Origin of the sequence: Polaromonas sp. SP1 (genome assembly GCF_003711205.1) — a bacterium.
Taxonomy (GTDB): domain Bacteria; phylum Pseudomonadota; class Gammaproteobacteria; order Burkholderiales; family Burkholderiaceae_C; genus Polaromonas.
On the sequence record NZ_CP031013.1, the window covers coordinates 1,188,459 to 1,213,878 of the forward strand.

27 protein-coding genes are annotated in these 25,420 nt (G+C 65.1%); 13 read left to right on the plus strand and 14 right to left on the minus strand.

All coding sequences use genetic code 11. From position 1 onward, the window contains the following. The 4 genes from DT070_RS05730 to DT070_RS05745 all read right to left on the minus strand — a co-directional run bounded on the left by DT070_RS05730 (nucleotide 1) and on the right by DT070_RS05745 (nucleotide 5,527). Nucleotides 1–2,898, minus strand: coding sequence for a PAS domain S-box protein (locus DT070_RS05730; RefSeq protein ID WP_122954525.1), 2,898 nt, complete (start codon nucleotides 2,896–2,898; stop codon nucleotides 1–3). Nucleotides 2,899–2,919: 21 nt separating this feature from the next. Continuing rightward, on the minus strand, nucleotides 2,920–3,261 hold the full coding sequence (locus DT070_RS05735; RefSeq protein ID WP_122954526.1) for an Hpt domain-containing protein: 342 nt from the start codon (nucleotides 3,259–3,261) through the stop codon (nucleotides 2,920–2,922). 241 nt (nucleotides 3,262–3,502) lie between these two features. After that, a complete protein-coding gene (locus tag DT070_RS05740) occupies nucleotides 3,503–4,660 on the minus strand; it encodes an HPP family protein (protein ID WP_122957272.1) in 1,158 nt (385 codons plus the stop codon). A 24-nt stretch (nucleotides 4,661–4,684) separates the two neighbouring features. Further along, complete coding sequence (locus DT070_RS05745) at nucleotides 4,685–5,527, minus strand: M48 family metallopeptidase (RefSeq protein ID WP_122957273.1); 843 nt, start codon at nucleotides 5,525–5,527, stop codon at nucleotides 4,685–4,687. A gap of 31 nt (nucleotides 5,528–5,558) precedes the next feature. Here DT070_RS05745 and DT070_RS05750 point away from each other — a divergent pair, with 31 nt between their 5' ends. The 4 genes from DT070_RS05750 to DT070_RS05765 all read left to right on the plus strand — a co-directional run bounded on the left by DT070_RS05750 (nucleotide 5,559) and on the right by DT070_RS05765 (nucleotide 10,021). Beyond that, nucleotides 5,559–6,914 carry an MFS transporter gene (locus DT070_RS05750; protein WP_122957274.1) on the plus strand — a complete coding sequence of 452 codons (1,356 nt, stop codon included), beginning with the start codon at nucleotides 5,559–5,561 and terminating at the stop codon, nucleotides 6,912–6,914. 198 nt (nucleotides 6,915–7,112) lie between these two features. Beyond that, nucleotides 7,113–7,829, plus strand: a complete 717-nt coding sequence (locus DT070_RS05755; RefSeq protein WP_122954527.1) for a response regulator — start codon at nucleotides 7,113–7,115, stop codon at nucleotides 7,827–7,829. 6 nt (nucleotides 7,830–7,835) lie between these two features. Continuing rightward, a complete protein-coding gene (locus DT070_RS05760; protein WP_122954528.1) occupies nucleotides 7,836–9,053 on the plus strand; it encodes an ATP-binding protein in 1,218 nt (405 codons plus the stop codon). A gap of 362 nt (nucleotides 9,054–9,415) precedes the next feature. Then, nucleotides 9,416–10,021: a carboxymuconolactone decarboxylase family protein gene (locus tag DT070_RS05765; RefSeq protein ID WP_122954529.1), complete on the plus strand. Its 606-nt coding sequence runs from the start codon at nucleotides 9,416–9,418 to the stop codon at nucleotides 10,019–10,021. Here the strand turns inward: DT070_RS05765 and waaF are convergent. The 6 genes from waaF to radA all read right to left on the minus strand — a co-directional run bounded on the left by waaF (nucleotide 10,018) and on the right by radA (nucleotide 15,178). Further along, entirely contained in the window at nucleotides 10,018–11,025 is a 1,008-nt protein-coding gene (waaF, locus tag DT070_RS05770; RefSeq protein ID WP_122954530.1) for a lipopolysaccharide heptosyltransferase II, read from the minus strand. The genes DT070_RS05765 and waaF overlap by 4 nt on opposite strands. A 99-nt stretch (nucleotides 11,026–11,124) precedes the next feature. Further along, a complete protein-coding gene (locus tag DT070_RS05775) occupies nucleotides 11,125–11,349 on the minus strand; it encodes a zinc-finger domain-containing protein (protein ID WP_122954531.1) in 225 nt (74 codons plus the stop codon). Nucleotides 11,350–11,371: 22 nt separating this feature from the next. Beyond that, entirely contained in the window at nucleotides 11,372–12,310 is a 939-nt protein-coding gene (locus DT070_RS05780) for a branched-chain amino acid transaminase (RefSeq protein WP_122954532.1), read from the minus strand. Between the two features lie 81 nt (nucleotides 12,311–12,391). Continuing rightward, the gene (locus DT070_RS05785) at nucleotides 12,392–12,817 is read right to left on the minus strand and encodes a glycerate kinase (RefSeq protein ID WP_122954533.1); all 426 of its coding nucleotides are present in this window, start codon (nucleotides 12,815–12,817) and stop codon (nucleotides 12,392–12,394) included. Between the two features lie 157 nt (nucleotides 12,818–12,974). Beyond that, nucleotides 12,975–13,775: a metallophosphoesterase gene (locus DT070_RS05790; RefSeq protein ID WP_122954534.1), complete on the minus strand. Its 801-nt coding sequence runs from the start codon at nucleotides 13,773–13,775 to the stop codon at nucleotides 12,975–12,977. Nucleotides 13,776–13,798: 23 nt separating this feature from the next. Beyond that, the gene (gene radA, locus DT070_RS05795; protein ID WP_122954535.1) at nucleotides 13,799–15,178 is read right to left on the minus strand and encodes a DNA repair protein RadA; all 1,380 of its coding nucleotides are present in this window, start codon (nucleotides 15,176–15,178) and stop codon (nucleotides 13,799–13,801) included. Nucleotides 15,179–15,268: 90 nt separating this feature from the next. Between radA and DT070_RS05800 the strand changes: the two genes are divergently transcribed. From DT070_RS05800 to DT070_RS05815, 4 genes are all read left to right on the plus strand, one after another. Then, nucleotides 15,269–15,676 (plus strand): 5-carboxymethyl-2-hydroxymuconate Delta-isomerase, encoded by a 408-nt coding sequence (locus tag DT070_RS05800; RefSeq protein WP_122954536.1) that lies wholly within the window; start codon nucleotides 15,269–15,271, stop codon nucleotides 15,674–15,676. A gap of 93 nt (nucleotides 15,677–15,769) precedes the next feature. Then, nucleotides 15,770–16,756 carry a Bug family tripartite tricarboxylate transporter substrate binding protein gene (locus DT070_RS05805; protein WP_122954537.1) on the plus strand — a complete coding sequence of 329 codons (987 nt, stop codon included), beginning with the start codon at nucleotides 15,770–15,772 and terminating at the stop codon, nucleotides 16,754–16,756. Nucleotides 16,757–16,851: 95 nt separating this feature from the next. Beyond that, a complete protein-coding gene (locus DT070_RS05810; RefSeq protein WP_122954538.1) occupies nucleotides 16,852–17,826 on the plus strand; it encodes a 2-dehydropantoate 2-reductase in 975 nt (324 codons plus the stop codon). Between the two features lie 50 nt (nucleotides 17,827–17,876). Next, nucleotides 17,877–18,770, plus strand: coding sequence for an NAD(P)-dependent oxidoreductase (locus tag DT070_RS05815; protein WP_122954539.1), 894 nt, complete (start codon nucleotides 17,877–17,879; stop codon nucleotides 18,768–18,770). 21 nt (nucleotides 18,771–18,791) lie between these two features. On the opposite strand, the gene DT070_RS05820 is transcribed toward DT070_RS05815, so the two are convergent. Genes DT070_RS05820 through alr form a run of 3 tightly spaced genes read right to left on the minus strand, consistent with a single transcriptional unit; the run spans nucleotide 18,792 to nucleotide 20,875 of the window. Further along, nucleotides 18,792–19,259, minus strand: coding sequence for a GNAT family N-acetyltransferase (locus DT070_RS05820; RefSeq protein ID WP_122954540.1), 468 nt, complete (start codon nucleotides 19,257–19,259; stop codon nucleotides 18,792–18,794). Nucleotides 19,260–19,271: 12 nt separating this feature from the next. After that, nucleotides 19,272–19,745, minus strand: a complete 474-nt coding sequence (locus DT070_RS05825; protein ID WP_122954541.1) for an RDD family protein — start codon at nucleotides 19,743–19,745, stop codon at nucleotides 19,272–19,274. A 35-nt stretch (nucleotides 19,746–19,780) separates the two neighbouring features. Continuing rightward, nucleotides 19,781–20,875: an alanine racemase gene (gene alr, locus DT070_RS05830; protein WP_122954542.1), complete on the minus strand. Its 1,095-nt coding sequence runs from the start codon at nucleotides 20,873–20,875 to the stop codon at nucleotides 19,781–19,783. 191 nt (nucleotides 20,876–21,066) lie between these two features. Between alr and lplT the strand changes: the two genes are divergently transcribed. From lplT to DT070_RS05845, 3 genes are all read left to right on the plus strand, one after another. Further along, complete coding sequence (gene lplT / locus DT070_RS05835) at nucleotides 21,067–22,347, plus strand: lysophospholipid transporter LplT (RefSeq protein ID WP_122954543.1); 1,281 nt, start codon at nucleotides 21,067–21,069, stop codon at nucleotides 22,345–22,347. Next, entirely contained in the window at nucleotides 22,347–23,255 is a 909-nt protein-coding gene (locus tag DT070_RS05840) for a DMT family transporter (protein WP_122954544.1), read from the plus strand. Before lplT ends, DT070_RS05840 begins: the two co-directional genes overlap by 1 nt. Before the next feature lie 85 nt (nucleotides 23,256–23,340). Next, complete coding sequence (locus tag DT070_RS05845; protein ID WP_122954545.1) at nucleotides 23,341–23,835, plus strand: glutathione peroxidase; 495 nt, start codon at nucleotides 23,341–23,343, stop codon at nucleotides 23,833–23,835. A gap of 97 nt (nucleotides 23,836–23,932) precedes the next feature. On the opposite strand, the gene DT070_RS05850 is transcribed toward DT070_RS05845, so the two are convergent. Further along, nucleotides 23,933–24,619 carry a YafY family protein gene (locus tag DT070_RS05850; protein ID WP_122954546.1) on the minus strand — a complete coding sequence of 229 codons (687 nt, stop codon included), beginning with the start codon at nucleotides 24,617–24,619 and terminating at the stop codon, nucleotides 23,933–23,935. A gap of 156 nt (nucleotides 24,620–24,775) precedes the next feature. Here DT070_RS05850 and DT070_RS05855 point away from each other — a divergent pair, with 156 nt between their 5' ends. Together DT070_RS05855 and DT070_RS05860 are read left to right on the plus strand one after the other, a co-directional pair. Beyond that, the gene (locus DT070_RS05855; protein ID WP_206074056.1) at nucleotides 24,776–25,090 is read left to right on the plus strand and encodes a hypothetical protein; all 315 of its coding nucleotides are present in this window, start codon (nucleotides 24,776–24,778) and stop codon (nucleotides 25,088–25,090) included. Between the two features lie 50 nt (nucleotides 25,091–25,140). Then, the gene (locus DT070_RS05860) at nucleotides 25,141–25,407 is read left to right on the plus strand and encodes a hypothetical protein (protein WP_122954547.1); all 267 of its coding nucleotides are present in this window, start codon (nucleotides 25,141–25,143) and stop codon (nucleotides 25,405–25,407) included. Nucleotides 25,408–25,420: the final 13 nt, after the last annotated feature.

Below are 25,420 nucleotides of genomic sequence, written 5' to 3' on the forward strand. Positions count from 1 at the left end.
TCAACTCGGTTCTGGGTGACGGGTCGGGCCGGGATTGCCGGGGGTCTGGAGCACTCGCTGGATTGTATTGAGCAGTTCGGTGTTGGAGGTGTGGGCCTTGACCAGCACCGCATCGGCCTGCCGGCCGTCGGCCGGGTCGACGTCGCCGGCCGAAAAGACAATCACGGGCGGGCGCGGGTCGAGGTTGTCGATGTCCTCGAACAGGTCCCAGCCCGAATGGCTGCCCAGCGCCAGGTCCAGCAGCACCAGGTCAAACGGGTGTTCGCGCAGGCGGGCCCTGGCCTCGTCCAGCGTGGCGGCAAATTCAAAGCTGGCAAAGTCCTGGGCGATGGCGGCGGTGATGCGCTGGATGTCCAGGTCGTCCTCCACATGCAGGATGCGCGGCTTGCCGGCATTCATCGCCGCCACCGCGCGGCGCAGGCTGTTAATCAGCAGGTTCTCGTCGATCGGTTTTTTCAGCCAGTCCGTTACCGTGTACGGTTTGCGGTTGAACTGCAGCTCGCCCTGCTCGGCCATGGCCGAGATCACGACGACGGGCAGGTGGCGCGTCCTTTCGTCGTCACGCAGCTGGCCGATAAAGGCCGCGCCGTTCTGGCCGGGCAGCTTCAGGTCGACCGTCACCGCGTCATAGGTGTTGCCGGCCAGGCAGGCCAGCGCCTGCTCGGCGCTGTAGGTCATGTCGGAGTCAAAGCCGGCTTTGCCCAGCATCATGCTGATCAGTCTGGCGACGTCGGCATCGCCTTCGCAGATCAGGATGCGCGGGCGGGACGAGGCCGCCTGCGGCCGCAGGGGTTGCAACAGCGGCACCGGGTTGGTCCACTCGGGCACCTCAAAAAAGAAGGTGGTGCCGACGCCCGGCTTGCTGCTGAAGCCGATGGTGCCGCCCATTTTTTCAACGAGGGCGCGGGAGATATTGAGGCCCAGGCCGGTGCCGCCTTTCTGGCGGGTATCGGACGAATCGGCCTGTGAGAACTTCTGGAAGATGCGCGCGCTGAATTCCTCCGGGATGCCGGGGCCGGCGTCGACCACCTCGGCCCGCACCTTTTGCGCCACGCGTGAGAGGCGCACCTCGACCGGGCTCCCGGCCGGGGAAAACTTCACCGCATTGGACAGCAGGTTGGTCAGCACCTGGGTCATGCGGTCGCTGTCGATGCGCACATGCAGCGGCGTTTCGGGCGCCTGCATGGTGAGGCGCACGCCGTGCTGGCCGGCAAAACCTTCGTTGGCGGCCAGCGCCTGCTGAACCAGCTGCCGGATGTCCACGACCTGCAGGTCCAGCCGCAGCTTGCCGGACTCGATTTTTTCGCTGTCCAGGATGTCGTTGATCAGGCGTATCAGGCGTTCGCAGTTGCTTTTGGCAATGCCCACCAGGCTCTTCATGGCTTCAGGCAGCTCGCCGGCCACGCCGCCCGAAATCAGCCCCAGCGATCCGCGTATGGAGGTGAGCGGTGTGCGCAACTCGTGGCTGACGGTCGACACGAACTCGGTTTTCATGCGGTCTATGCGCCTGAGCTCGGTGATGTCGGTGCCCAGCGAGAAAAAACCGATCACCTGGTCTTGCGCCGCGCCTTCGCCATAGCGGGGAAAGTACTGCATGGCGTAATGTTTGCGCTCGCCCTGCGACGTGACCTGCGTGCGCTCATAGCGCACCGTGTGCCCGGCCAGTACTTCCCGCACCTTGTCGCGCACGGTCTCATAAACCTGCGGGCCCAGCACGTCGGCCAGCGGCCGCCCGTCGATCTGCTCGAAGCGCAGGCCGAAGGCTGCTTCGTAAGCCCGGTTGTGAAAGCGGAAACACTCGTCGGTGTCCAGGTAGGCGATCAAGGCCGGCACGGTGTCGGTGACCTGGCGCAGCTGCGACTCGCTGGCACGCAGGGCTTTCGTGACGCGTTTGCTTTCGGTGATGTCGAACATCATGGCGGTGAACAGCCGGCGCCCGGCCACCTGCACGTCGCTGAAGGACACACTGACGCAAAACTCCGTGCCGTCCTTGCGCAGAGCGAGCACCTCCCGCCCGGAGATCCTGAATGCTCCGGGGCGCTCCCGCATCATGTTGGTGAAGTCCTTGTACTGGCGGCGAAAGCGCTGCGGAACAAGCTCCGAGACGTCGCGGCCCACCAGCTCGTCGCGTTCATAGCCGAAGAGCTCCAGCGCCGCGCCATTGACCTCCAAAACGATATCGTCCGATGATGTGGTGATAACGGCCTCCACCATGCCCTCGGTGACGCTGCGGCTCATGGCCTCGCTGTCACGCAGCCGGGCCTCGCCTCGCCTTCGCACTTCTTCATAGTGCTTGACCACATAGACGACCCAGCACAGCATGGCAAAGAACAGCAGACCGCCTGCGATGATGAGCCACTGCGCCAGCTGGCCAATTCGCTCGGCGCCGGCCTGTGCGTCCTTCCAGATCCTTGCTTCCCGGGTGCGGGCGGCCTCCAGCAGTTCGTCGGTGCGCTGCCTTGAGCGCCGGCTGTCAGGGGCGCCCAGGATGGCCGCCGCAGCCGCCTGGCCGGCGTCCCTGCGGGCAATGATGGATTGGCGGGCAACCGCCGTGCGGCGCGCGATCAGCTCGTCAAGTTCGGCAAGCTCGGGCATCAGGTTGGCATCGCGGGCTTTCGCGGTCGCGCTGGCGAGGTCGGCGAGTGCTTTTTCGAAACCTGCCTCGTCGGCGGGGTTGCCGCTGAGCAAATACTGCCTGAGCGACGCTTCGGCATTCTTGATGCCCGACACGACCCGCTCCACCACCACCAGCGTGTCTTCCGTGCGCACGCGGGACTGGGTGGTCTCCATCAGGCGGCTGATGGTGAGGTATGACGCTGCGCCCACCACCGCCATCAGCACCAGCCCGGCGATCACGGCAATCTTGATCTTCAGCAGGAAGGCAGTGGACGAGGACATGGGCGGCTCGAAGGCGGTCAGTCATGTCGCGCCGGGAAAGCACCGCTGCAGCTCTTCAACGGCGCGGCCGACTTCAGCGCGGGCCTCAGGCGTCAGCGGCTCGCCGGAGCTCACATGGGGTTCGATGGCCAGCTCCACAGCCTGCGCCGCCAGCCCCAGATCGGCCCAGCCAAAGGTGGCGGCCGAACCGGCCAGGCTGTGCGCGTGGCGCTCAAAAGCCGGCAGGGATTCGGACAGCGATTCGCCCTTGAGGATTTGCTGCCAGAGCAGCCCCACCTGTTCAAGCCGGCGCGGCAGGGAGCGGGTGTAATCGGCGCGCTGCTCCTCCAGGAATGCCAGCAGTGCCGGGTCGTTGCGCGTCATGAAAGGGCAGTGAGAACAGGGCTCATGCGGCCCATCTTACGGCGCGCCCCGCCAGATACGGCGTAGGACAAGTACGAGGATTGGGCGCACGCCGCAGGCCTTCTGCCGTGTGCTGCAAGCGGCCTGCAAACGCCGGCCGCAAGCGTTAGGCCTTATGGGCTGCTAAGCAACCGACCCGGCTTCTCCAGGCCGCGGCAAATGAATACCTTCGACCTCTTGCACGCCCCCAAACCGGCGCGCATCAGGAGGCCGGATCGACGGCTTTCCCGAGTGTGGCGACCAGATCCGACTGGGTAATAATGCCGACCAGCCGCTCGCCCTCGCCGATGATGGGAATGTGGTGGTGGCCGGTGCTGCCGAAGAGCGGCACCAGGTCCACCAGCCGGCGCTGCATGCTGGCCACGCGCACATTGCGCGTCATGATCTGCCCCACGACTTCCGGTTTTTCCGAGTACACGCTGCGTGTGCTGCGCACCAGCTTGCGCAGCTTTTCGTCAAAGCCTGTGTAAACGTCGAGCTCGGCCGCACGCATGAAGTCGGCATGCGTGATGATGCCGGCGATGCGAAAGTAGCGGTCCACCACGGGCAGCGCCTTGATGCGGCGCTCACGCAGCAGCGCCCAGGCTTCCTCCAGGGAGGTGCCGAACTCCACCGTCACAAGGTCGCGCGACATGATGTCTGCGCAGCGCACTTCAGCCAGCTTGCGGTCGTAGGCGCGCAATCGCGTTTCGGCCAGCAGCGTCTTGAGGTCGTCACGGCTGACGTCGAGCACCTGGTTGTAGCGCGCCAGCACGGCGTCCAGATCGGCGTCGAGCTGCCGGTCTGCAGCCGAGCCGGCAGGGCTTGGTGCGGCCAGTTGCGTGTGCGGGTAGGGCCTGCGCGTGGCGTTGTTGTAGGCAATGCCGACGGCCACCAGCAGCGCCGAATTGACCATCACCGGGAAGAAGGCATACATCGGGTCGGAGACGCCGCCCAGCATCACCATCAGGGCCGTCGCGCCGCCCGGCGGGTGCAGGCAGCGCAGCGCCAGCATGAGCGCGATGGCCGTCGCCACACCCAGCGCGGCCGCAAGTTCAGGCGAGCCCAGCAGGTGCGCGCCATGCACGCCGGCAATGCCGACAAGGGCCGACAGGGTGTTGCCGCCCACCACGTTCCAGGGCTGGGCCATCGGGCTGGCCGGCACGGCATACACCAGCACGGCGCTGGCGCCCAGCGGCGCCACCAGCCAGGGCAGGCCGGGAACCATTCTGTCGGCCAGGTGGCACAGCAGCGCCGTCACAAAAATGCCCAGCAGCGAGCCGATGACAATGCGCAGGCGCTCGCGGCTGTTGATGCGCGTTCGCGCAGGCCGGAAGCCCCGCCACCAGGCGCGCGTGAAGAAGGCGGCGCGTTGCGTCAAACCGGTCACCAGGCGCGAGGCAGGTCAGCCGCGGGCGCGTTGGTACAGGCCCTGAACCTTGGGCACATTGGCCTGCAGTTGCTGGATGCGCTCGGGGCCCGAGGGGTGCGTGGACAGAAAGCTCGGGCCACTGGAGCCGCCGCCGGCCTGCCCCATCTTTTCCCAAAGGCTGACGGCCGCCTGCGGGTTGTAGCCGCCGCGTGCGGCCAGTTCCAGGCCGACCAGGTCGGCGTCTTTTTCGTCGTCGCGGCTAAAGCGCAAGGTCAGCAACTGCGTGCCGATATTGGCCGCCAGGTCACCCATGTCGCCCAGGCCGAGCAATTGCGCGCCCAGCGACAGCAGCGTGCCGGTGCCCTGGCTCTTGGCGATGCGGGCACGCGCGTGTTCGCGCAGCGCATGCGCCATTTCGTGGCCCATGATCATGGCCGCTTCGTCGTCGGTGAGCTTGAGCTGGTCGAGGATGCCGGTGTAGAAGGCGATCTTGCCGCCCGGCATGCAGAACGCATTGATCTGTTTGCTGCCCAGCAGGTTGACCTCCCATCGCCACTGTTTGGCGCGGTCGTTCCATTGGGCGGTCTGCGGCACGAGCTTGGCGGCGATGGTGCGCAGGCGCTGCAGTTGCGGGTTGCCGGCCGGCGCAAGTGCACCCTTGGCGCGGGCCTCGGCCAGCAGCTTGCTGTACTCCTGCGTGGCGGCCGCTTCAATTTCATCGGCTGGCACGAGGTTGCGCAATTGAGAGGAGGGACCTACATCCACCTGCGCGCGCAGCGGGGTCGTGGCTGCGGTCGCGGCAGCGCCCGCAGCCGCCAGCAGAAATGCCCGGCGGCCAGCCCAGGCGGAGTGTTTGGCCTCACATAAAAAGCACATGCGTGAATAATAGTCACAAAACGAAATGCCCATGTCAGACAAAACCCCCTCCTCCGGACTGCCCGTCCCCCCTTCCACCGGTCCCAAAAGTTCATGGCGCGATGTCTGGCACGTGTATGCCGAAGCGGCCACGCTGCGCATGCTGTTCCTGGGGTTCTCCGCCGGTCTGCCGCTGCTGCTGGTGTTCGGCACCTTGAGTTTCTGGCTGCGCGAGGCCGGCATAGACCGCACCACCATCGGCTACCTGAGCTGGGTGGGCCTGGCCTACGGCTTTAAATGGGTCTGGGCGCCGCTGGTGGACCGCCTGCCGATTCCGCTGCTGACGCGCCTGCTCGGGCGCCGCCGCAGCTGGCTTCTGCTGTCGCAGGCGGTGATCATCGCGGCGCTGGTGGGCATGGCGCTCACAGACCCGAAGGTGGCGCTGCAGCCCGTGGTGTGGTGCGCGCTGGCCGTGGCCTTTGGCTCGGCCACGCAAGACATCGCCCTGGATGCCTTTCGCATCGAGTCGGCCGATACGCAGCGCCAGGCGGCGCTGGCGGCTGCCTATCAGACGGGCTACCGCATCGCCATGATCTGGGCCGGCGCCGGCGCGCTGTGGATTGCCGCACGCGCAGAAATGGGCAACGCCGCCACCTACCAGCACGGCGCCTGGCAGGTGGCCTACCTGGCCATGGCGGGCTCGATGCTGCTGGGCGTGGCGACCGTGCTGCTGTCGCCCGAGCCCGCCGCCCGCGTGCTGCCGCGCGCGCGCAACGCGGCGGAGTGGCTCAAGACCGCGCTGGTCGACCCTTTTGCCGACTTCCTGCGCCGCTACGGCAAACAGGCGCTTTTGATCCTGGCACTGATCGCGATTTACCGCATCAGCGATGTCGTCATGGGCATCATGGCCAACCCGTTTTATGTCGACATGGGCTACACCAAGGACGAAGTGGCCGCGGTGACCAAGATTTACGGCGTCGTCATGACGCTGGCCGGCGCCTTTGTGGGCGGCGCGCTGGCCATGCGCTTTGGCGTGATGCGCGTGCTGATGCTGGGCGCCATCCTCAGCGCCGGCAGCAACCTGCTGTTTGCCTGGCTGGGCACGCGCGGGCATGACGTCAACGCGCTGATCTTTGTAATCTCGGCCGACAACCTCTCCAGCGGCATCGCCTCGGCAGCCTTCATCGCCTATCTGTCGAGCCTGACCAACGTCAATTATTCGGCCACCCAGTACGCGCTGTTCAGCTCGATGATGCTGCTGCTGCCGAAGTTTCTGGCCGGCTATTCGGGCAAGTATGTAGACACCTACGGTTACACCCATTTCTTCACCGCGACCGCGCTGCTGGGCCTGCCGGTGCTGGTTCTGGTGGCCTTGGCTTCAAGGCAAAAACCGCCTCCAGCCCAATAGCAGCATTGGGTTATAGCTATCAATTTGGTAGCAAATAAACAAGCCTCCGCCCTGCCGTTCGAGGGAGTATGCTGGGGCTTGCCGCCCCGGTTTACCGTATCTTTACGATGGCTTCAAGCGGGATTTTTGTGTGCAGCGCACCATGAACTTCACTGTGCTCCGCCCACGGGGCGGCACACCTGCAACAGAGGACCTCCCATGACCCAACAGCTTTTGATGATTGAAGACGACGCCCGCCTGGCCAACATGGTGGGCGAATACCTGCGCCAGTCGGGCTATGGCTTTACCCATGCCGCCGACGGCGCCAGCGGCCTGGCCGCACTCGAAGCCGGCACGCCCGACCTGGTCATCCTGGACCTGATGCTGCCCGACATGGACGGCCTGGAAGTCTGCCGCCGCATCAAGGGCCAGGGCAGCGACACCGCCAACACGGCCGTGCTGATGCTCACCGCCAAGGGCGACCCGATGGACCGCATCGTCGGCCTGGAAATCGGCGCCGACGACTACCTGCCCAAGCCCTTTGAGCCGCGCGAACTGCTGGCGCGCATCCGTGCGGTGCTGCGCCGCGGCGCGGAAACCGGCGCGGCAGCCTCCAGCGGCAGCCACAAGGTCATGCGCTTCGGCTCGCTCGAGATCGACCGCGACGCGCGCACGGTCTCGGTGTCGGGCTCCCCCTGCGAGCTGACGTCCTACCAGTTCGACCTGCTGGTGGCGCTGGCCGAGCGCGCCGGCCGCGTGCTCAGCCGCGACCAGATCATGGAAGCCGTGCGCGGACGCGAGCTCGAGGCTTTTGACCGCTCCATCGACGTCCATATGGGCCGCATCCGCAGCGCCATCGAAACCGACGCCAAGGACCCCAAGCGCATCCTCACCGTGCGCGGCGTCGGCTACGTGTTCGCCAAGCAGCAGGACTAGATTTTTATGTGGGGCCGTTTTACTTCGCACCTGTACGTACGGATATGGCTGGCGGTGGTCGCCACCGTCGTGGTGCTGACCTTCCTCGTGGGCGCAGCCTGGCGGCTGAGCGCCGACCCGCCGCAACTGCCGATCCGCGAGGTGCTGGTGCACAACGACAGAGGCGAAGTCATCGGCACGGCGCAGACCAAGCCTGACCGCAAGCTCGGCGACGGCCTGGAGTTTGACGTCGTGACCAAAGACGGCCAATCGCTGAACCTGGTGCTGCCGCGGCCCAAACGGCCTCCGGGCGGCAGCCCCTGGAACAAGCCGCCCTTCGGTTTCGGCTGGATGCTGGTGGTGGTCGGGCTGGCCGTGGCGCTGGGCGCTTACCCGGTCATGCGCCGGCTGACGCAGCGGCTGGAGGCCCTGCAGCGCGGCGTCGAGCGCTGGGGCGCCGGCGACCTGTCGGCACGCGTCAATGCCAGCGGTACCGACGAGGTGGCTTTTCTGGCCAGACGCTTTAACCACGCGGCCGAACGCATCGAGACCCTGATGGAGTCGCACAAGTCGCTGCTCGCCAACGCGTCGCACGAGCTGCGCTCCCCGCTGGCGCGCATCCGCATGGGGCTTGAATTGATGGGCACGGACGCCGCTTCGCCGCAACGCAAAGAGATTTCGCGCAGCATCACCGAACTCGACCAGCTGATCGACGAAATCCTGCTGGCCAGCCGGCTGGACGCCAAACAGGCCGATGCCGAACCTTTTGAAAGCCTGGACCTGACCGGCCTGGCTGCCGAAGAATGCGCCCGCGTCAACGCCGAGTTGAGCGCCGAGCTGGGCAACCGCGACAGCGCCGGAATGGGCCTGGACGCTGCCAGCCACAGCCTGACGGTGCAGGGCTCGCCGCGCCTCTTGCGCCGGCTCATCCGTAACCTGCTCGAAAACGCCCGCCGCTACAGCACCGGCGAAATCAACCTGGAGCTGGCCCAGGCACGCGCCGGCAACCGTCAGCTGGCCATCGTCAAGGTGCACGACCGCGGCCCGGGTGTCCCGGCCGACCAGCGCGAGCGCATTTTTGAGCCGTTTTACCGCCTGCCCGGTGCCAGCGAACGCGAGGGCGGCGTCGGCCTGGGCCTGGCCCTGGTCAAATCGATCAGCCAGCGCCATGGCGGCAGCGTGCGCTGCGAAGAGCGGCCCGGCGGCGGCGCGTCTTTTGTGGTGGAGCTGCCGGTCGCCCATTGATGGCCAATGAAGAAGATCGGCCCCTGGACCCTGAAAAGAGCCAAAAGTTGTCGTTTTTGCGTGATTAAAGTCACTGGCCTCATCTATTTGTGCAATAGCCAAATTGCACGCAATCAGCGATAGTTATTGCGTTGCTGTCACAACACAAGGGTCTCCAAAAAGCCGGGAAATGCGCCCTGATAACAATAGACAAATACAGCTGGCAAAGCCTCTGTTTGATCTCTCAACGACGTCCTCCAACAGGAGTACTTCCCAAAGCCACCGCAAGGTGGCTTTTTTTTGCCCCGCACACGGCCGCCGCACCGCTTTGATACGCTCATGAGGTCAGTTTGCAAAGCACCCACCGCACCACAGGAAACACCATGAGCACCCCACACCCGCCCCAGGGCTTTTTCCCGTCCACCGAAGAGCGCATGCCCTTGCCGGCCCGCGAAGCGATGTCGCCCGCGCAGCGCGACGCCGCCGACGCCATCATTGCCGGGCCGCGCAAGGCGGTATTTGGCCCCTTCATCCCCCTGCTGCGCAGCCCGCAGCTGATGGGGCGCATCGGCGACGTCGGCGCCTACCTGCGCTTTGAGAGCCCGCTGGAGGCGCGCATCCGCGAACTGGCGACCTGCGTGGCGGCCCGCCATACCGCCAACCAGTTCGAATGGGTGATGCACGCGCCCCTGGCAGTCGCCGCGGGCGTGGCCCAGGCCACCGTGGACGCGATTGCCGAGGGCCGGCAGCCGCGGGGCATGGCCGACGACGAAGCGGTGGCGCTGGACCTCACGTTTGAAGTGCTGAGGCAGCACGGCTGCAGCGACGCCACCTACGCCGCGGCGGTCAAAACCTTCGGCGAACAGGGCGTGGTCGAGCTGGTGAGCCTGGTCGGCTACTTCGTGATGGTGTGCTGGGTGATGAATGTGGCGCGCACGCCTGCGCTGGGCAAACCGGGCATTGCACCCCTATCAGCCTTCCCCGCTTAAGAAGCCGGCGCCAGCGCCGCCAGCACCCGCTCCGGCTGGATGTCGTTCAGGCAACGCGTGTGGCCCAGCGGGCAGTCGCGCTCAAAGCAGGGCGCGCAGTCCAGCGGAGGCTGGTAGGCCGCGTCGGCCTTGAGCCACAGCACGGTGGCCTTGTCGCTCAGCGGCGGCGTATGCAGCGGGCTGGACGACCCAAAAATCGCCACCTGCGGCACACCGAAAGCGGCGGCCACATGCATCAGGCCCGAGTCGTTGCTGATGGTGCTTTGGCTGGCGGCGATCAGGCACAAGGCCTGCACCAGCGAGGTCTTGCCGGCAAAGTTCAGGCATTTGCCGGGCTGTGCCGCATTCACCGGCGCGGCGATTTCCTCGCACAGCGCCGCCTCTTTGCCCGAGCCCAGCAGCACCACCGGCAAATCCAGCCGCATGGCAAGTTCTGAAAAATGACGGGCGGGCCAGCGCTTGGCGGGGCCGTATTCCGCGCCCGGTGCGAACACGTAATAGCCGCCGCGCTGCAGGCCCAGCGCCGCCAGCGCGCCGTCAATCTCGGCTTGCGCCATTTGCAGTTGCGGGCGATCCTGGTCGAGGTCTGCGCCGCCACTCAGCGCGGAATAAAACGCCACCATGGGCGGCTTGTTCTTGGGGTTTTTGAGCCGGTGCGTGAGCAGGCCCACACGCGCTTCGCCGAAGTAGCCGATGCGCTCCGGGATGCTGGCCAGAAAGGGCAGCAGCGCGCTTTTCAGCGAGTTGGGCAGGACATAAGCCTTGTCGAAACGGCCTTCGATGCGCTTGGCGATGGCGCGGCGCTCGCGGAACTGCAGGCCGCCGTGCGCAAAAGGAAATTCAATGACCTCGGCGACCTGAGGCATCGCGCGATAGACCGGCGCCACCCAGGGCAAGGCGCCGACCGTGAGACGCTCGCCGCGCGCATGCAGCCGGCGCATCAGCGGCTCCGTCATGACGGCGTCACCAATCCACTGAGGAGCAATGACGAGTGATTCGGGCATCAAAGATGTTTAGGCCAAGGCCGCCGCGGAACCGGCTTTGCCGGGCCGCCAGCGGTGCCCCCTTGAGGGGGAGGCGGCCGCAGGCCGCTTCGGGGGGGATTAATGTCCACCGCCAAAGTGTTCGCCCGCCTTCAGCGCGTAAACCGTGCCGCAATACGGGCACTTGGCGCTACCGGTGCGCGCCACATCCAGGTAGACCTTGGGGTGGCTGTTCCAGATTTTCATGTCCGCCTTGGGGCTGGGGCAGTAGACGCCACCCTGGGCGTTCAGGTCGGAGGCCAGCAGTTCGACGGCGGAAGCGTGGGTAGTTGTGGTGGTGCTCATCGTGGGACTTTCAGTAAGCGCTTCAGACCTTGGCCAACCAATGGGCGTACTTGGGATTGCGGCCGTTGACGATGTCAAAGAACGCGGCCTGAATCTTTTCGGTGATGGGGCCGCGTGAGCCGGCGCCGATTTCGATGCGGTCGAGTTCGCGGATGGGCGTGACTTCAGCGGCGGTGCCGGTGAAAAAGGCTTCGTCGGAGATGTACACCTCGTCGCGCGTGATGCGCTTCTGGATGAGTTCCAGGCCCAGGTCCTTGCAGATGTGCAGGATGGTGTTGCGGGTGATGCCGTTGAGGGCGCCGGCCGACAGGTCGGGTGTGTAGACCACGCCGCCCTTGATCACAAAAATGTTTTCACCCGCGCCTTCGCTGACAAAACCGGAGGCGTCGAGCAGCAGCGCCTCGTCGTAGCCGTCGTCCAGCGCTTCCATGTTGGCCAGGATGGAGTTGGTGTAGTTGCTCACCGCCTTGGCCTGCGTCATGGTGATGTTGACGTGGTGGCGGGTGTAGCTGGAGGTCTTCACGCGGATGCCGCGCTTCATGCCTTCTTCACCCAGGTAGGCGCCCCAGGCCCAGGCCGCCACCATCAGGTGGATCTGGTTGCCTTTGGGCGACACGCCCAGCTTTTGTGAACCGATCCAGGTCAGCGGGCGCAGGTAGCAGCTTTCGAGCTTGTTCTCGCGCACCACGGCTTTTTGCGCTTCCATGACCTCTTCCATGCTGAACGGGATCTTCATGCGCAGGATCTTGGCGCTGTTGAAAAGGCGCTCGGTGTGCTCTTCCAGCCGGAAGATCGCCGTGCCGCCGGCGCCGTTGTAGGCCCGCACGCCTTCAAAGGCGCCGCAGCCGTAATGCAGGGTATGGGTCAGCACATGGATCTTGGCGTCGCGCCAGTCGACCATCTGGCCGTCCATCCAGATTTTGCCGTCGCGGTCTGCCATGGAGGGTGCTACTGGGGACATGATGGGATCCTGTTGTGTAAGTGGGGGGATGCGGGGCCGGGCACGCCGCAAGGCAGCGCCCGGAAACCTGAATGACGGATTTTACGGGGCGGGCGGGGAATCAGCCGGAAGAGCCTCTGGCGCAGGCCGGAAAAGCGCGTGGTGCGCCAGTTTGCCGCCCACAAAGGTGCAGGTGACATGCGAGCCGCCGGCGTCGGTCCAGCGGAACAGCTCGGGCTGCTCGTCCTTGGGCGATGTGAGTTCGCCCAGCGCGCGTGTCATGGCGATCAAGTGCAGCAGCGTCATGCCGGGCTTGAGTTTGGCGTTGAGCATGACGGCGCTGTCGACATAACCGATGGGCCGGTTGGCCGTGCGTTTGAGGACCTGCATCATGCGGGTGAAGTGCAGCAGCACCCACATGACAAGGGCGGTGACGACCACCGCCACGCCGGCCCAGGCGTAAAAACGGTAAGCCAGCACGATGACGGCCACGCCGGCCACGGGGACAACAATTTTCTGGAAGTTCATGGCGCTATTTTGGCAGCCGCCGGGGCGGCCGGCGCTGCGGGGAGTGCGTAGCGGCCTTCAGACGCTGGCGGGCTGCGGGGCCCAGCGTAGCTTGATGATGAAAAGTGCCTCCGGCCCAATAACCGCCTTGGGTTGCAGCTACTTATTTAATAGCAGTTCAACCACCGGCACGCTGGACCCAGCCCGTGGCCAGCGCGTAAGCCCAGTCCGCGCGCCCGCGGCTGGCCGCCACCCTGGACTGCGCCAGGTGGTCGTAAGGCACGGCGCGCAAGTCGACGTGCCAGCCCCGGCCGGTTTTTTCAACGATGGCATAGCGTGCATGCGGCGCGCCGTTTTCGACCACGTGCGGGTGCGGATGTTCGTCGTCATAGGCCTGCAGGCCCACGCTGCCGGGGTTGACGATGAGCGCGTCGCCGCACTGCACCATGCGCGGCACGTGGGTGTGGCCGCACAGGATGAGCGAATGCCCGGCTTGCGCCGCCGCGCCCAGCCGCTCGGCCACCTCAGCGGGCGTAGCCGGCCTGATGCCCGTGGCGTGGCCGGCGCCTTCACCGGTAAAGCCGGGCACCGTGGTTTCCAGCCAATAGATCAAATCGCTGGCCGGCGTGCCGTGGCACAGCAGCACGTCCCCGCCGGCGAGCGCCAGGCTTTCGGGCAGTGAACGAATCCAGTCGCAATGGGCCGCCGTGACCTGGGCGGCGGTGTAGCCGTCAGAGCTGAGCGGATCGAACGGCTGGCCCTGGTCGATCAGGGCGAGCACCTGCCGCTCATGGTTGCCGCGAATCGTGGTGAAGTTGTGCGCCATCAGCAAATCGGCGGTTTCGGCCGGCTGTAGCGGCCCGCTGAGGATGTCGCCCAGGTTGACGGTCTGGTCAACGCCTTGCTTTGCGATGTCGGCCAGCACGGCCTGCAGCGCCGGCAGGTTACCGTGGATATCGGAGATGACGGCGAGTTTCATGGGGACTCCTTCATCAGCGTAATCTAGCTCAGGCTGCGCACCACGTTCATCGCCTCCTCCACCCGTTCCACCGCGTGGATGGTCAGGCCTTCGATCGGCTTCTTCGGCGCATTGGCCTTGGGCACCACGGCCACGCTAAAGCCCAGTTTGGCGGCTTCCTTCAGGCGCTCCTGGCCGCGCGGGGCGGGCCGCACTTCGCCGGCCAGGCCGACTTCGCCAAACGCGAGAAAGCCTTTGGGCAGCGGCTTGCCGCGCAAGGACGAGGTGATGGCCAGCATCACGGCCAGGTCGGCGGCGGGCTCGCTGATGCGCACGCCGCCCACGGCGTTGACAAAAACGTCCTGGTCCATGCAGGCCACGCCCGCATGGCGGTGCAGCACGGCCAGCAGCATGGCCAGGCGGTCGCGGTCCAGGCCGACCGACAGGCGGCGCGGGCTGGGCCCGCCGTTGTCGACCAGCGCCTGGATTTCGACCAGCATGGGGCGCGTGCCCTCCAGCGTAACGAGCACGCAGCTGCCGGGCACCGGCTCGCTGTGCTGGCTCAAAAAGATCGCGCTCGGGTTGGCCACGCCCTTGAGGCCTTTTTCGGTCATGGCGAACACGCCGATTTCATTGACCGCACCGAAGCGGTTCTTGATGGCGCGCACCAGGCGAAAGCTCGAATGCGTGTCGCCTTCAAAGTAGAGCACCGTGTCGACCATGTGCTCGAGCACGCGCGGGCCGGCGAGCGCGCCCTCTTTGGTCACATGGCCCACCAGCACGATGCACACGCCGCTGGACTTGGCCGCGCGCGTGAGGTGGGCCGCGCATTCACGCACCTGCGCGACCGAGCCGGGCGCGGAGGTGAGCTGGTCGGAATACACCGTCTGGATCGAATCGATGACGGCAATCGCGGGCTGCGTGGCCTCCAGCGTGGCGAGGATTTTTTCGAGCTGGATTTCGGCCAGCACCTTGACCTGCGAGCCGTCCAGCCCGAGCCGGCGCGAACGCAGCGCCACCTGCGCGCCGCTTTCCTCACCCGTCACGTAAAGGGTATTGAGCCCCGCGCGCTGCAGCGAATCCAGCGCCTGCAGCAGCAGCGTCGATTTGCCGATGCCCGGGTCGCCGCCGATCAGCACCACGCCGCCTTCGACGATGCCGCCGCCCAGCACGCGGTCCAGCTCTTCATGCCCGGTGGGCGTGCGCTCCATGTCGGCGGCTTCGATGTCGGACAGCGTGGTCACCTCCGACGCCTTGGCCAGCGACTGGAACTGGCTGCTGTAGCGGTTCTTGACGGGCGAGCTGCTCTCGGCGGCCGATTCGATCAGCGTGTTCCAGGCGTTGCAGTGCGGGCATTTGCCCAGCCACTTGGGGCTGGTGCCGCCGCATTCGGTGCAGGTGTAAATCGATTTGTCTTTGGCCATGCGTGATATTACTGTACAAATAACCAGCGTTTGCACTTTGGTCATGATGGCGGCTCCGCTAAAACGACTCCTTTTTAAAGCCCTCTCGCCATGCCGCACCTGAAGATTGAATACACCGCCAACCTCGACGCCGCCACCGACATGGGCGCGCTGTGCACAACCCTGGCCGCCACGCTGGTGGCGCTGCGCGGCGAAGACGGCGTGGCGCCGCTGTTTCCCGTGTCAGGCACGCGGGTAATGGCCTGGCCGGCGCAGCATTTTGCTGTGGCGGACGGCCAGCCCGGCCGCGCCTTTATCTATATGAACCTGCTGATCACCCCGGGCCGCAGCGAGGCGCTGAAAAAGCGCGCCGGCGACGCCCTGCTGGCCAGCGCCAGCGCGCACCTGGAGGCCGTGTTTGCCAGCCAGGCCGTGGGCATGACGCTGCAGATCGACGAGGGCCATCCGGTCTACGAAGGCAAGCGCAACAACCTGGCCGCGCACTTGACGAAGGGCTGACCCTGCACAACACAAAACATCTGCTTGAAGACACAATGTCTGCTGGCTTTTTCTCTCTCCCATCCTTCTCTCCGACACCCTGAGGAACACACCATGAACATCTCACGCCGCCACGTCATCCAGTCCACCGGCGCCGCCGCCTTGCTGGCCGGCATCGGCCAGCGCGCCTGGGCCCAGGCCATTGACAGCACCAAGGTCATCGCCGGCTTCGCGCCTGGCGGCACCGCCGACATCGTCTCGCGCCGCGTGGCCGACAAGCTGCACCCCGGCTACGCCAAAAGTGCCGTGGTCGAAAACAAGACCGGCGCGGGCGGGCAGATCGCCGTGCAGTTCGTGAAGAACGCCGCGCCCGACGGCGCCACCGTGCTGCTCACGCCCATGTCCATGCTCGGCATCTACCCGCACACCTACAAGAAGCTGCCCTACGACCCGGTGGCCGACCTGACGCCGGTCTCGGCCGCGGCGATTTTTGACTACGGCTTTGCCGTCGGCCCCATGGTGCCGGCCAGCGTGAAGACCGTGCCGGACTTCCTCGCCTGGTGCAAGGCCAACCCCGGCCAGGCCAACTTCGGCTCGCCCGCGGCCGGCTCGTCGCCGCACTTCATCGGCTCGCTGCTGGGCCGCGCCGGCAATGTGGATTTGCGCCACGTCGCCTTCCGCGGCACGCAGCCCGCAGTGCTCGACATGATCGGCGGGCAGATCGCCGCCGTCTCGGGCCCGACCGGCGAGTTCACCCAGCATGTGGCGGCCGGCAAATGCCGCCTGCTGTCGACCAGCGGCCCCAAGCGCGGCAAGTTCACGCCCAATACGCCCACGCTGGTGGAGCAAGGCTTCAAGGACATGGCCTTCACCGAATGGTTCGGCTTTTTCCTGCCCGCCAAGGCGCCGCAGGACGTGGTGCAGCGCCTGAACGCCGGCATCCGCTCGGCGCTGGCGTCGCAAGATGTGATCGATGGACTGGCGGTGTCTTACCTGGAAGTGGCGCCGACGTCGCCGGCCCAGCTGGCGGCGATGCTCAAGGCGGACACGGAGTTGTGGGGCCCGCTGGTCAAGGCGGTTGGTTTCACGCCAGAAGGTTAAAAGCCTCTTGCTATCAAATCAGGAGCGACTAGCCAAGGTGGCGATTGGGCTAGAGCCCGATTTTGCTTAAGAATTTTTTGGGGACGGAACCACGGATGAAGGTGTGCATTTACGGCGCAGGCGCCATCGGCGGCTGGATCGGCATGGGCCTGGCGCGCGCGGGCTGTGAGGTGAGTGTGGTGGCGCGCGGCGCCACGCTCGAGGCCCTGCAGATGCACGGACTGCGGCTGAACCAGGCGGGCACGGTCACATCGCAGGCGGTGAAATCCAGCGCCAAGCCAGCCGACCTGGGCGTGCAAGACCTCGTCGTGCTGGCCGTCAAGGCGCCCTCCTTGCCCGAAGTCGTGCGCCAGATCGCGCCGCTGATCGGCCCGAACACGACTGTGCTGACGGCAATGAACGGCGTGCCGTGGTGGTTTTTGCAGGGCTTTGGCGGCGCGCTGGCCGGCCAGCGGCTCAAGTCTGTCGACCCGACGGGCGCGTTGGCCCAAGCCATCCCGGCAAAACACATCATCGGCTGCGTGGTGCATGCCAGTTGCTCGCTCGACGAGCCCGGCCAGGTGCACCACCACTTCGGCAACAAACTCATCATCGGCGAGCCTTCCGGCGAAAAAACCGCACGGGTGCAGCAGCTCGCGGCCCTGCTTGAAAAAGCCGGGTTTGAAGCACCGGTGTCCGAGCAGATCCAGAAAGACATCTGGTTCAAGCTCTGGGGCAACATGACGGCCAACCCGATCAGCGCATTGACCGGCGCGACCATGGACCGCGTGCTCGACGACGAACTGGTCACCGGCTTCACCCACAGCATCATGCTGGAAGCCAAAGAGATCGGCGCGCGCATCGGCATCCCGATCAACCAGACGCCGGCCGAGCGGCACATCATCACGCGCAAGCTGGGCGCGTTCAAGACGTCCATGCTCCAGGACATCGAGGCCGGCAAACCGGTGGAGCTGGATGCGCTGGTCACTGCCGTCAAGGAGCTCGGCGAGCTCACGCAGGTACCCACGCCGTTCACCAATGCGCTGCTGGGACTTGCGCGGCTGCAGGCGCAGGTCAAGGGCCTTTATTAGGGCCGGTTAACACGACCTTCTTTCCCCAACCCCGTTTTTCAGGAGACAACATGAAACACATAGGCGTCATTGGCGCATCCGGCCTGATGGGCCATGGCATTGCGAAAAACCTGCAGGCCAAGGGCTTTGAGGTGAGCCTGACCGTTCACCGCAACAAGGATCGCGTGGCCGACCTGCTGGCCGCCGGCGCCAAACAGGCCGCCAGCGCGGCTGAGCTGGGCGGCTGCGACGCCGTGGTGATCTGCGTGACCGGCTCGCCGCAGGTGGAAGAAGTCTTGCTGGGCGCCAACGGCGTGTTGTCCAAGGCCAAGGCCGGCCTGATCGTGATCGACACCTCCACCAGCGAACCTGAATCGACACGCCGCCTGGCCGCCCTGTGCGCGCAACACAGCGCCACGCTGGTCGATGCGCCGCTGGCGCGCACGCCGGTCGAGGCCGAACTCGGCAAACTCAACACCATGGTGGGCGCCGAGCAGGCGGTGTTCGACAAGATCCGTCCGGTGCTGGCGGCCTACTGCGAAAACATCTTCCATGTGGGCGGCCCCAGCGCCGGCCACGTCATCAAGCTGCTCAACAACTTCATCGGCCAGGCGATCTGCACGGCCACGGCCGAGGCCTTTGCCGTCGGCGCGCTGGCGGGCATTCAGCCGCAAAAGCTGGTGGATGTGATTTCAGCCGGTGCGGTGAACTCCGGCCTCTTCCAGGCCATGGCCAAAACCCTGGGCGGCGACTTTGCGGGCATCAAGTTCGAGCTGGACAACGCGCGCAAGGATTTGCGCTACTACACGCACCTGGCCGAGATGGTGAACGTGCCCTCTTACGTCGGCGAAGCGGTGCACCAGAGCCTGGCCACTGCCAGCGCGCTGGGCCACGGCAAGGAGTTTGTGCCGGCGCTGGTGAAGGCGCAGGAAAAAATCACCGGCGCGAAGATCGCGCCGCGCTGAGCTGAAGAGCCAGAGCCGCGCCTAGAGCGGCTTGGCGTACACCACAAAACCCGAGTTCTCCGCCACCTGGTCATACAAGCGCATGGCCGTGGCGTTGGTCTTGTGGGTTTGCCAATAAACGCGGGTAGAGCCGTCAGCCTGCGCCTGCTCGTACACCGCTTCAATCAGGGCCTTGCCAACACCCTTGCCGCGCACGGATTCGGCGGTGAACAAGTCCTGCAAATAGCAGACGGGACCGATGCGCGTGGTGCTGCGGTGATAGAGGTAATGCGTCAGCCCCACCAGCTCGCCGCCGGACTCGGCCACCAGTGCGTGCACCGGCTCATAAACATCAAAAAACCGCGTCCAGGTCATGGCCGTGATGTCGCCGGACAGGGCGGTGGGGCCAAAGCGCCCGTAGAACTTGTTGTAGCCCGCCCAGAGTGGGAGCCAGGCCTCGAAATCGTCCGGTTGCACAGGACGTACGGTGACGGGAAGCGATGCTGTCATGGTGATTCCGGTTTATTCAGGCCATTGCTCGTCGGGCTTCACGGTGCCTGGCTTGCCGCGCTTTTTGCGCACGACCACCGTGCGCGCCAGCTTGTCATGCCAGCCCTGCTTGCGCGCGTCAAAACCCACCCAGAAGAGGCCCAGGCACAGCGGAATCGCCGAGACAAAGTAGCCGAGGTAGCGGACGATGAGCTGCGTGGCGCCCGGGTTGTTGCCGGTGTTGGCGTCGACGATGCGCACGCCGACGGCCATCTTGCCCGGCGTCGCCTGGCGCGCCAGCCAGAACCAGACCACGGCAATCGCGGGCAACACCCACGAGATCAGGAAATCGGCCGGGCCCTGCACAAAGTCTGTGCTGTCCCAGTACTGGCTGCCGTAGATCGCCGTCAGCACCGGGTAGATCAACACACCCAGGATGATGGTGTCGATGATGGACGCCCAGACACGAATCCAGAAACCGGCGTATTCCACTTGTGAGGATTCCATGTGTGTGCTCCCTTGTGGCAAAAAATCGTTCTTCTTTAGTCAGCCTGGACTGGAACACGCGGGGCTACGGCGCACATCAGCTCGTAACCCACGGTGCCGCCGGCTTGCGCGACTTCATCGATCGGCATCAGGGCGCCGCTGGAGGCCTTGCCCCACAGCGTGACTTCGGTGCCTATGCCCGCCGCCGGCGTGGGCGTGAGGTCGACGGTGAGCATGTCCATGCTGACCCGCCCCACCATGCGGGTGCGCACGCCGCCCACCAACATGGGCGTGCCGGTGCTGCAGTGGCGCGGGTAGCCGTCGCCGTAGCCGCAGGCGACGATGCCGATGCGCAGCGGGCCGTCGGCGGTGAAGCTGGAGCCGTAGCCCACGGTGTCGCCGGCCTTGAGCTCCTGAACGCTGATGATTTTTGCCGACAGCGTCATGGTGGGCTGCAAATCCCACTGGGCCGCACTGTGCTCGGGGAAGTCGGGCGCACTGCCGTACACCAGGATGCCGGGCCGCACCCAGTCGGAGCGGCCGGCCAGCACATCGCCATGGCGCAGGCTGGCGGCGCTGTTGCTGAGGGTGCGCTCGCCTGGCAGGTCGTGCGTGACGGCGTCAAAGGCCTTGAGCGCCGCGGCGATGCCCTTGGGGCCGTCGGCATCACTGAAGTGCGTCATCAGCGAAATTTCATCGACCTGCGGCAACGCGTTCAGGCGCGTCCAGGCGGCGCGGTAGCGCTCGGGGGTAAACCCGAGCCGGTTCATGCCCGAGTTCATCTTGAGGAACACGCGGTGCGGCAGCTGCGTCTTGTGGGCTGCCAGCATGTCGATCTGCTCGTTGCAATGAATCGTGTGCCACAGGCCCAGGCGCGAGCACAGCTCCAGGTCACGCGCGTCAAAACAGCCTTCGAGCAACAAAATGGGGCCGCGCCAGTCCAGCGCGCGCAGGCGCTGCGCCTCGGCCAGGTCCAGCAGGGCAAAACCGTCGGCGCTGCGCAGCGGGTCGAAGACGCGCTCGATGCCGTGGCCGTAGGCATTGGCTTTGACGACCGCCCAGACCTTGGCATCGGGCGCGGCGGCGCGGGCGCGGGACAGGTTGTGGGCAAGCGCTTCGGTGTGGATGGTGGCGAGGATGGGACGTGGCATGGCGCAATGAAGGGTTGTTTACTGGCTGCCGGCGGTCAGGCGCTCAATCCTTCCCGCCGGGTGATATCGAGGGTCTTTAGGCATTCTGGCATCGGGGCCCATGCTATAAACCGGAATCGTCTGGAGACATTCACCCATATCTTGCCGCATCAGATTTGCTGATGTACTGATGCAGTGACAACAACAGTTTAATGAAGCGCGGTTTTTACACCATCATGGCAGCCCAGTTTTTCAGCTCGCTGGCTGATAACGCGCTGTTTGTAGCCGCCGTGGAGCTGCTCAAAACCAGCGGGGCGCCCAAGTGGCAGCCGGCGGCGCTGGTGCCCATGTTTGCCTTGTTTTATGTGGTGCTGGCCCCCTTCGTGGGGGCTTTTGCCGATGCCCGGCCCAAGGGCAACGTCATGTTTGTCAGCAACGCCATCAAGGTGGTGGGCTGCCTGATGATGCTGTTCGGCTCGCACCCCCTGCTGGCCTACGCCATCGTCGGGCTCGGGGCCGCCGCCTATTCGCCGGCCAAGTACGGCATCCTGACCGAGCTCCTGCCGGCCTCGCAGCTCGTCAAGGCCAACGGCTGGATCGAGGGCCTGACGATTTCCTCCATCATCCTGGGTGTGCTGCTGGGCGGCCAACTGGTCGGGCATTCGGTGTCGTCGATGCTGCTGTCGTTTGATTTCCCGGTCATCACCACCGGCATCGACACCGCGCCTGAAGCCGCAATTGCGGTGCTGATCCTGCTGTACGCCATTGCCGCGTGGTTCAACACCCGCATTCCCGACACCGGCGTGGAGATGCGGCCCATGCCGCGCAACAAGCTGGAGCTACTGCCGGATTTCTGGAACTGCAACTCGGCGCTGTGGCGCGACAAGCTCGGGCAGATTTCGCTGGCCACCACCACCCTGTTCTGGGGCGTGTCGGGCAACCTGCGCTACATCGTGCTGGCCTGGAGCGCCGCGGCGCTGGGCTACAGCACCACGCAGGCATCTTCTTTGGTGGGCGTGGTGGCCATCGGCACCGCGGTGGGTGCGGTGCTGGCCTCCATGCGCATGCGGCTGGACCAGGCCACCAGTGTGATGCCGCTGGGCATTGCCATGGGCCTGCTGGTCATTTTGATGAACTTCATCGGCAATGTCTGGGTGGCGGCGCCCTTCCTGATTTTGCTGGGCGGACTGGGCGGCTTCCTGGTGGTGCCCATGAATGCCCTGCTGCAGCACCGCGGCCACAACCTCATGGGCGCGGGCCGCTCGATTGCCGTGCAGAATTTCAATGAACAGGCCTGCATCTTGAGCCTGGGCGCTTTCTACAGCCTGTCCACCGGATTGGGCCTGTCGGCCTTTGGCGCCATCACCGCCTTCGGCATTGTGGTGGCCGGCTTTATGTGGCTGATCCAGCGCTGGCACAAGAGCAACACCGTCAAATACAAAGAGCAGGTCGACCACCTGCTGAACATCGCCCGCAGCGATAAATCGCACTGATGCAGGTGGATGCGATATACGGTGCCGCTGCACGCGACACCTCCAAAGCCGTTCTGGCGCTCACACTCAATGCCTTTGTCTGGGGCGTCTCCTGGTGGCCGCTGCGCGAGCTGCACAGCCACGGCCTGCACCCGCTGTGGGCCACGGCGCTGGTCTATGCGGTCGTCGTGACCGGCCTGCTGACCTTGCGCCCTGCCGCCTGGCGCGGGTTTTTGGCGCATCCGCAACTCTGGTTCCTCGCGGCGGCCTCGGGCCTGACCAACGTCGGCTTCAACTGGGCCGTGACCGTGGGCGATGTGGTGCGCGTGGTGCTGCTCTTTTATCTGATGCCCGCGTGGTCGGTGCTGGTGGCCTGGGTGATGCTGGGTGAAAAGCCTTCGGCCGCGTCACTGCTGCGCCTGCTGCTGGCCATGGCCGGCGTGCTGATCGTGCTGAAAGCGCCCGAGTCGCCCTGGCCGGTGCCGCAGGGCGCCGCCGACTGGCTGGCCATCATGGGCGGCTTCAGTTTTGCCGTGACCAATTCGGTGCTGCGCAAGTACAACCACACGCCCAGCGAGTCGCGCATGCTGGCCATGTTTGGCGGCAGCGGCCTGATGGCGGCAGCCGCCGCGCTGGTGGGCATGACGCAAGCCGTGGTGCCCGGGCCGGCACTGGCCGCCGCCGGCATCCCCATCGTGCTGGGCCTCAGCGTCGCCTTCATGGCCAGCAACGCCGGACTGCAGTACGGCGCAGCGCGGCTGGCCGCAGGCACCACGGCCATCGTGATGCTGACCGAGATCCTCTTTGCCAGTTTGTCGTCGGCCGCGATGGGCGCCGCTGAACTCACGCCGCGCGTACTGATAGGCGGCAGCTTGATCGTGCTGGCCGCGGTGCTGGCGGCCATCGCGCCCAACGCGAAGTCGCATTAGCGTCCCGCCGAGACATTCCCCCATTGACCGCACCGGCCCGCCGTGGTCCGATAGCGCCTTTGCAGACAGACACCAGGAGTCACACATGAGCGCAGAAAAAACCGTTTACAGCTTCCAGGCCAAAGACATCACCGGCAAAGACGTCGCCCTGGATGCCTTCAAAGGCAAGGTGATGCTGATCGTCAACACCGCCAGCAAATGCGGCTTCACGCCCCAGTTCGCCGGGCTGGAGGAGCTGTACAAACAATACGCCGGCAAAGGCCTGGCGGTGCTGGGCTTTCCCAGCAACCAGTTTCTCTCGCAAGACCCGGGCAGCGACGACGAGATCGCCGAGTTCTGCCAGGTCAACTACGGCGTGAGCTTCCCGATGATGTCCAAAATCGACGTCAACGGCCCCGGCGCGCACCCGCTGTACCAGTGGCTCGCGGCCGAAGCGCCCGGCCTGCTCGGCATCAAGTCCATCAAGTGGAACTTCACCAAGTTCCTGGTCGGCAAAGACGGCAAAGTCATACGGCGCTACGCCCCCAACGACAAGCCGGCCGACCTGGCCAAAGACATCGAAGCGGCGCTGGCAGCCTGAACGCCTGCGCGACGGGTCCGGATCAAAAATTTAAGCAAGAAGTGGCTGCAGCCCAGGCTCAGTCTGGGCATACAGCTATTGAATTAATAGCAACCCATCAGCACTCGCGCGACTTCATCACACGCAGATAGTCCGCCAGCGTACGCCCCGCCTCGTGGCCGACCCGTGCATCGAGCACGTTCACCGACGTCATGCGGTCCACGCGAAAGTTGCGAAAGTCTTCACGCACTTCGCACCAGGCACCCAGCGTCCAGACGCTGCCCCAATAAAAGCAACCCAGCGGCCACAGCACGCGGCGGGTCTCGCGCTCCTCAACATCGCGGTAATGCACCTCGACCTTGCAACGCGCGTGCACCGCTTCGCGCAACAGCTGCAGGCTGCGCTGCGTCGCAGTGTCCGGCGCGATCACCACCGCATACAACGGCACGCCTTCGGCCGCCGCACGCGCCGCCGGCGGCAGCACCGAAAAAATCTTGCCCCACGCCGCCTCCGCATCACCCGCCATCGCCGGGTCCAGCCAGGCCTGCGCCAGCCGCACCGAAGCCGCCAGCGCATTGGCCTCCGCCTGCGTGAACATCAGCGGCGGCAAATCAAAACCCGCGCCCAACCGGTAACCCACACCCGTCTCACCCTCAATCGGCACGCCCTGATGCTGCAGGTCGGCCACGTCGCGGTAGATGGTGCGCTCCGACACCTCCAGCCGCTTGGCCAGGAATTCAGCCGTGCTCAAACGCCGGCCACGGATCAGCTGGACAAGATGGAAGAGGCGGTCGGCGCGGCGCATGGTGGGTTTGGTGGGTTGGAGGAGTGCAGCTTACCGCGTACCGAATGGCCGGACATGTGCCTGACGCCGCCAATGCGCGGGCCTTGAAAAAAGACGTTAAGGTACGAAGAATGCAGCATCGCCTGAGTGGCGGCGCCCCTAACGTCAGAAACAAACATGGGCCAGAAGCTTTCCCCGCCAGAACTTGCTCTTTATCGGGCCGTGGATGAGGTGCCCCATTACATAGGGGACCCAGTTGGTGTCTCGGGTGTACCAGAGGCTCGTGACGAGTATCAAGGTTACTTGCCTCAGGTGTTCGAACTTCTCCAGGAAAAGCAGAGCGCAGAAACCATTGCAAACTACCTGGGCATGGTTGCGACCGAACGGATGGGCTTGTCCGTGTGCAAAGAACACGCCTGCATGTTGCTCAACTTCTTCTTGATGGGAAGGCCGTTATCTATGAACAGCATGCTCAGCCGGAGTAGCCCTTGACACAACCAGTCTCCCAAAGCGTGCAGCAGGTCAGGCAATCTGTTGCGTCAATGAAAGCCTCCCTGAAGAACGCCGGGCCTGACGTTGATGAAAGAAAAAAGGCCCTCCTGGAAGATCTCATTGCTGAAGGAGAGAGGTTCATCGAAACGTCCAAACAGTTTCCTGCGATGAACAGGGAGGCCGTTACGTCCAAGCTCTCGCTCCAGGTCAGCGGCAGGCGTATTGGCGGAGTTCTGAAGAAACTGGGAATTGGCGTAGTGATCTCCCTGCTTGTCGGCATCACCTGGAAATTCCTTTCGCAGGTTTTCGGCACTTGACATGACTTCCAAT

Excerpts from the sequence above, each read along its gene's own strand:
- radA (WP_122954535.1), bottom strand. The coding sequence starts at position 15,178 with ATGGCCAAAGACAAATCGATTTACACCTGCACCGAATGCGGCGGCACC.
- alr (WP_122954542.1), bottom strand. The coding sequence starts at position 20,875 with ATGCCACGTCCCATCCTCGCCACCATCCACACCGAAGCGCTTGCCCAC.
- lplT (WP_122954543.1), top strand. The coding sequence starts at position 21,067 with ATGAAGCGCGGTTTTTACACCATCATGGCAGCCCAGTTTTTCAGCTCG.
- DT070_RS05825 (WP_122954541.1), bottom strand. The coding sequence starts at position 19,745 with ATGGAATCCTCACAAGTGGAATACGCCGGTTTCTGGATTCGTGTCTGG.
- DT070_RS05850 (WP_122954546.1), bottom strand. The coding sequence starts at position 24,619 with ATGCGCCGCGCCGACCGCCTCTTCCATCTTGTCCAGCTGATCCGTGGC.
- DT070_RS05845 (WP_122954545.1), top strand. The coding sequence starts at position 23,341 with ATGAGCGCAGAAAAAACCGTTTACAGCTTCCAGGCCAAAGACATCACC.
- DT070_RS05785 (WP_122954533.1), bottom strand. The coding sequence starts at position 12,817 with ATGAACTTCCAGAAAATTGTTGTCCCCGTGGCCGGCGTGGCCGTCATC.
- DT070_RS05760 (WP_122954528.1), top strand. The coding sequence starts at position 7,836 with ATGTGGGGCCGTTTTACTTCGCACCTGTACGTACGGATATGGCTGGCG.
- DT070_RS05755 (WP_122954527.1), top strand. The coding sequence starts at position 7,113 with ATGACCCAACAGCTTTTGATGATTGAAGACGACGCCCGCCTGGCCAAC.
- DT070_RS05840 (WP_122954544.1), top strand. The coding sequence starts at position 22,347 with ATGCAGGTGGATGCGATATACGGTGCCGCTGCACGCGACACCTCCAAA.
- DT070_RS05790 (WP_122954534.1), bottom strand. The coding sequence starts at position 13,775 with ATGAAACTCGCCGTCATCTCCGATATCCACGGTAACCTGCCGGCGCTG.
- DT070_RS05860 (WP_122954547.1), top strand. The coding sequence starts at position 25,141 with ATGAAAGCCTCCCTGAAGAACGCCGGGCCTGACGTTGATGAAAGAAAA.
- DT070_RS05735 (WP_122954526.1), bottom strand. The coding sequence starts at position 3,261 with ATGACGCGCAACGACCCGGCACTGCTGGCATTCCTGGAGGAGCAGCGC.
- DT070_RS05765 (WP_122954529.1), top strand. The coding sequence starts at position 9,416 with ATGAGCACCCCACACCCGCCCCAGGGCTTTTTCCCGTCCACCGAAGAG.
- DT070_RS05775 (WP_122954531.1), bottom strand. The coding sequence starts at position 11,349 with ATGAGCACCACCACAACTACCCACGCTTCCGCCGTCGAACTGCTGGCC.
- DT070_RS05820 (WP_122954540.1), bottom strand. The coding sequence starts at position 19,259 with ATGACAGCATCGCTTCCCGTCACCGTACGTCCTGTGCAACCGGACGAT.
- DT070_RS05805 (WP_122954537.1), top strand. The coding sequence starts at position 15,770 with ATGAACATCTCACGCCGCCACGTCATCCAGTCCACCGGCGCCGCCGCC.
- waaF (WP_122954530.1), bottom strand. The coding sequence starts at position 11,025 with ATGCCCGAATCACTCGTCATTGCTCCTCAGTGGATTGGTGACGCCGTC.
- DT070_RS05750 (WP_122957274.1), top strand. The coding sequence starts at position 5,559 with ATGTCAGACAAAACCCCCTCCTCCGGACTGCCCGTCCCCCCTTCCACC.
- DT070_RS05730 (WP_122954525.1), bottom strand. The coding sequence starts at position 2,898 with ATGTCCTCGTCCACTGCCTTCCTGCTGAAGATCAAGATTGCCGTGATC.
- DT070_RS05780 (WP_122954532.1), bottom strand. The coding sequence starts at position 12,310 with ATGTCCCCAGTAGCACCCTCCATGGCAGACCGCGACGGCAAAATCTGG.
- DT070_RS05855 (WP_206074056.1), top strand. The coding sequence starts at position 24,776 with ATGGGCCAGAAGCTTTCCCCGCCAGAACTTGCTCTTTATCGGGCCGTG.
- DT070_RS05800 (WP_122954536.1), top strand. The coding sequence starts at position 15,269 with ATGCCGCACCTGAAGATTGAATACACCGCCAACCTCGACGCCGCCACC.
- DT070_RS05810 (WP_122954538.1), top strand. The coding sequence starts at position 16,852 with ATGAAGGTGTGCATTTACGGCGCAGGCGCCATCGGCGGCTGGATCGGC.
- DT070_RS05745 (WP_122957273.1), bottom strand. The coding sequence starts at position 5,527 with ATGTGCTTTTTATGTGAGGCCAAACACTCCGCCTGGGCTGGCCGCCGG.
- DT070_RS05815 (WP_122954539.1), top strand. The coding sequence starts at position 17,877 with ATGAAACACATAGGCGTCATTGGCGCATCCGGCCTGATGGGCCATGGC.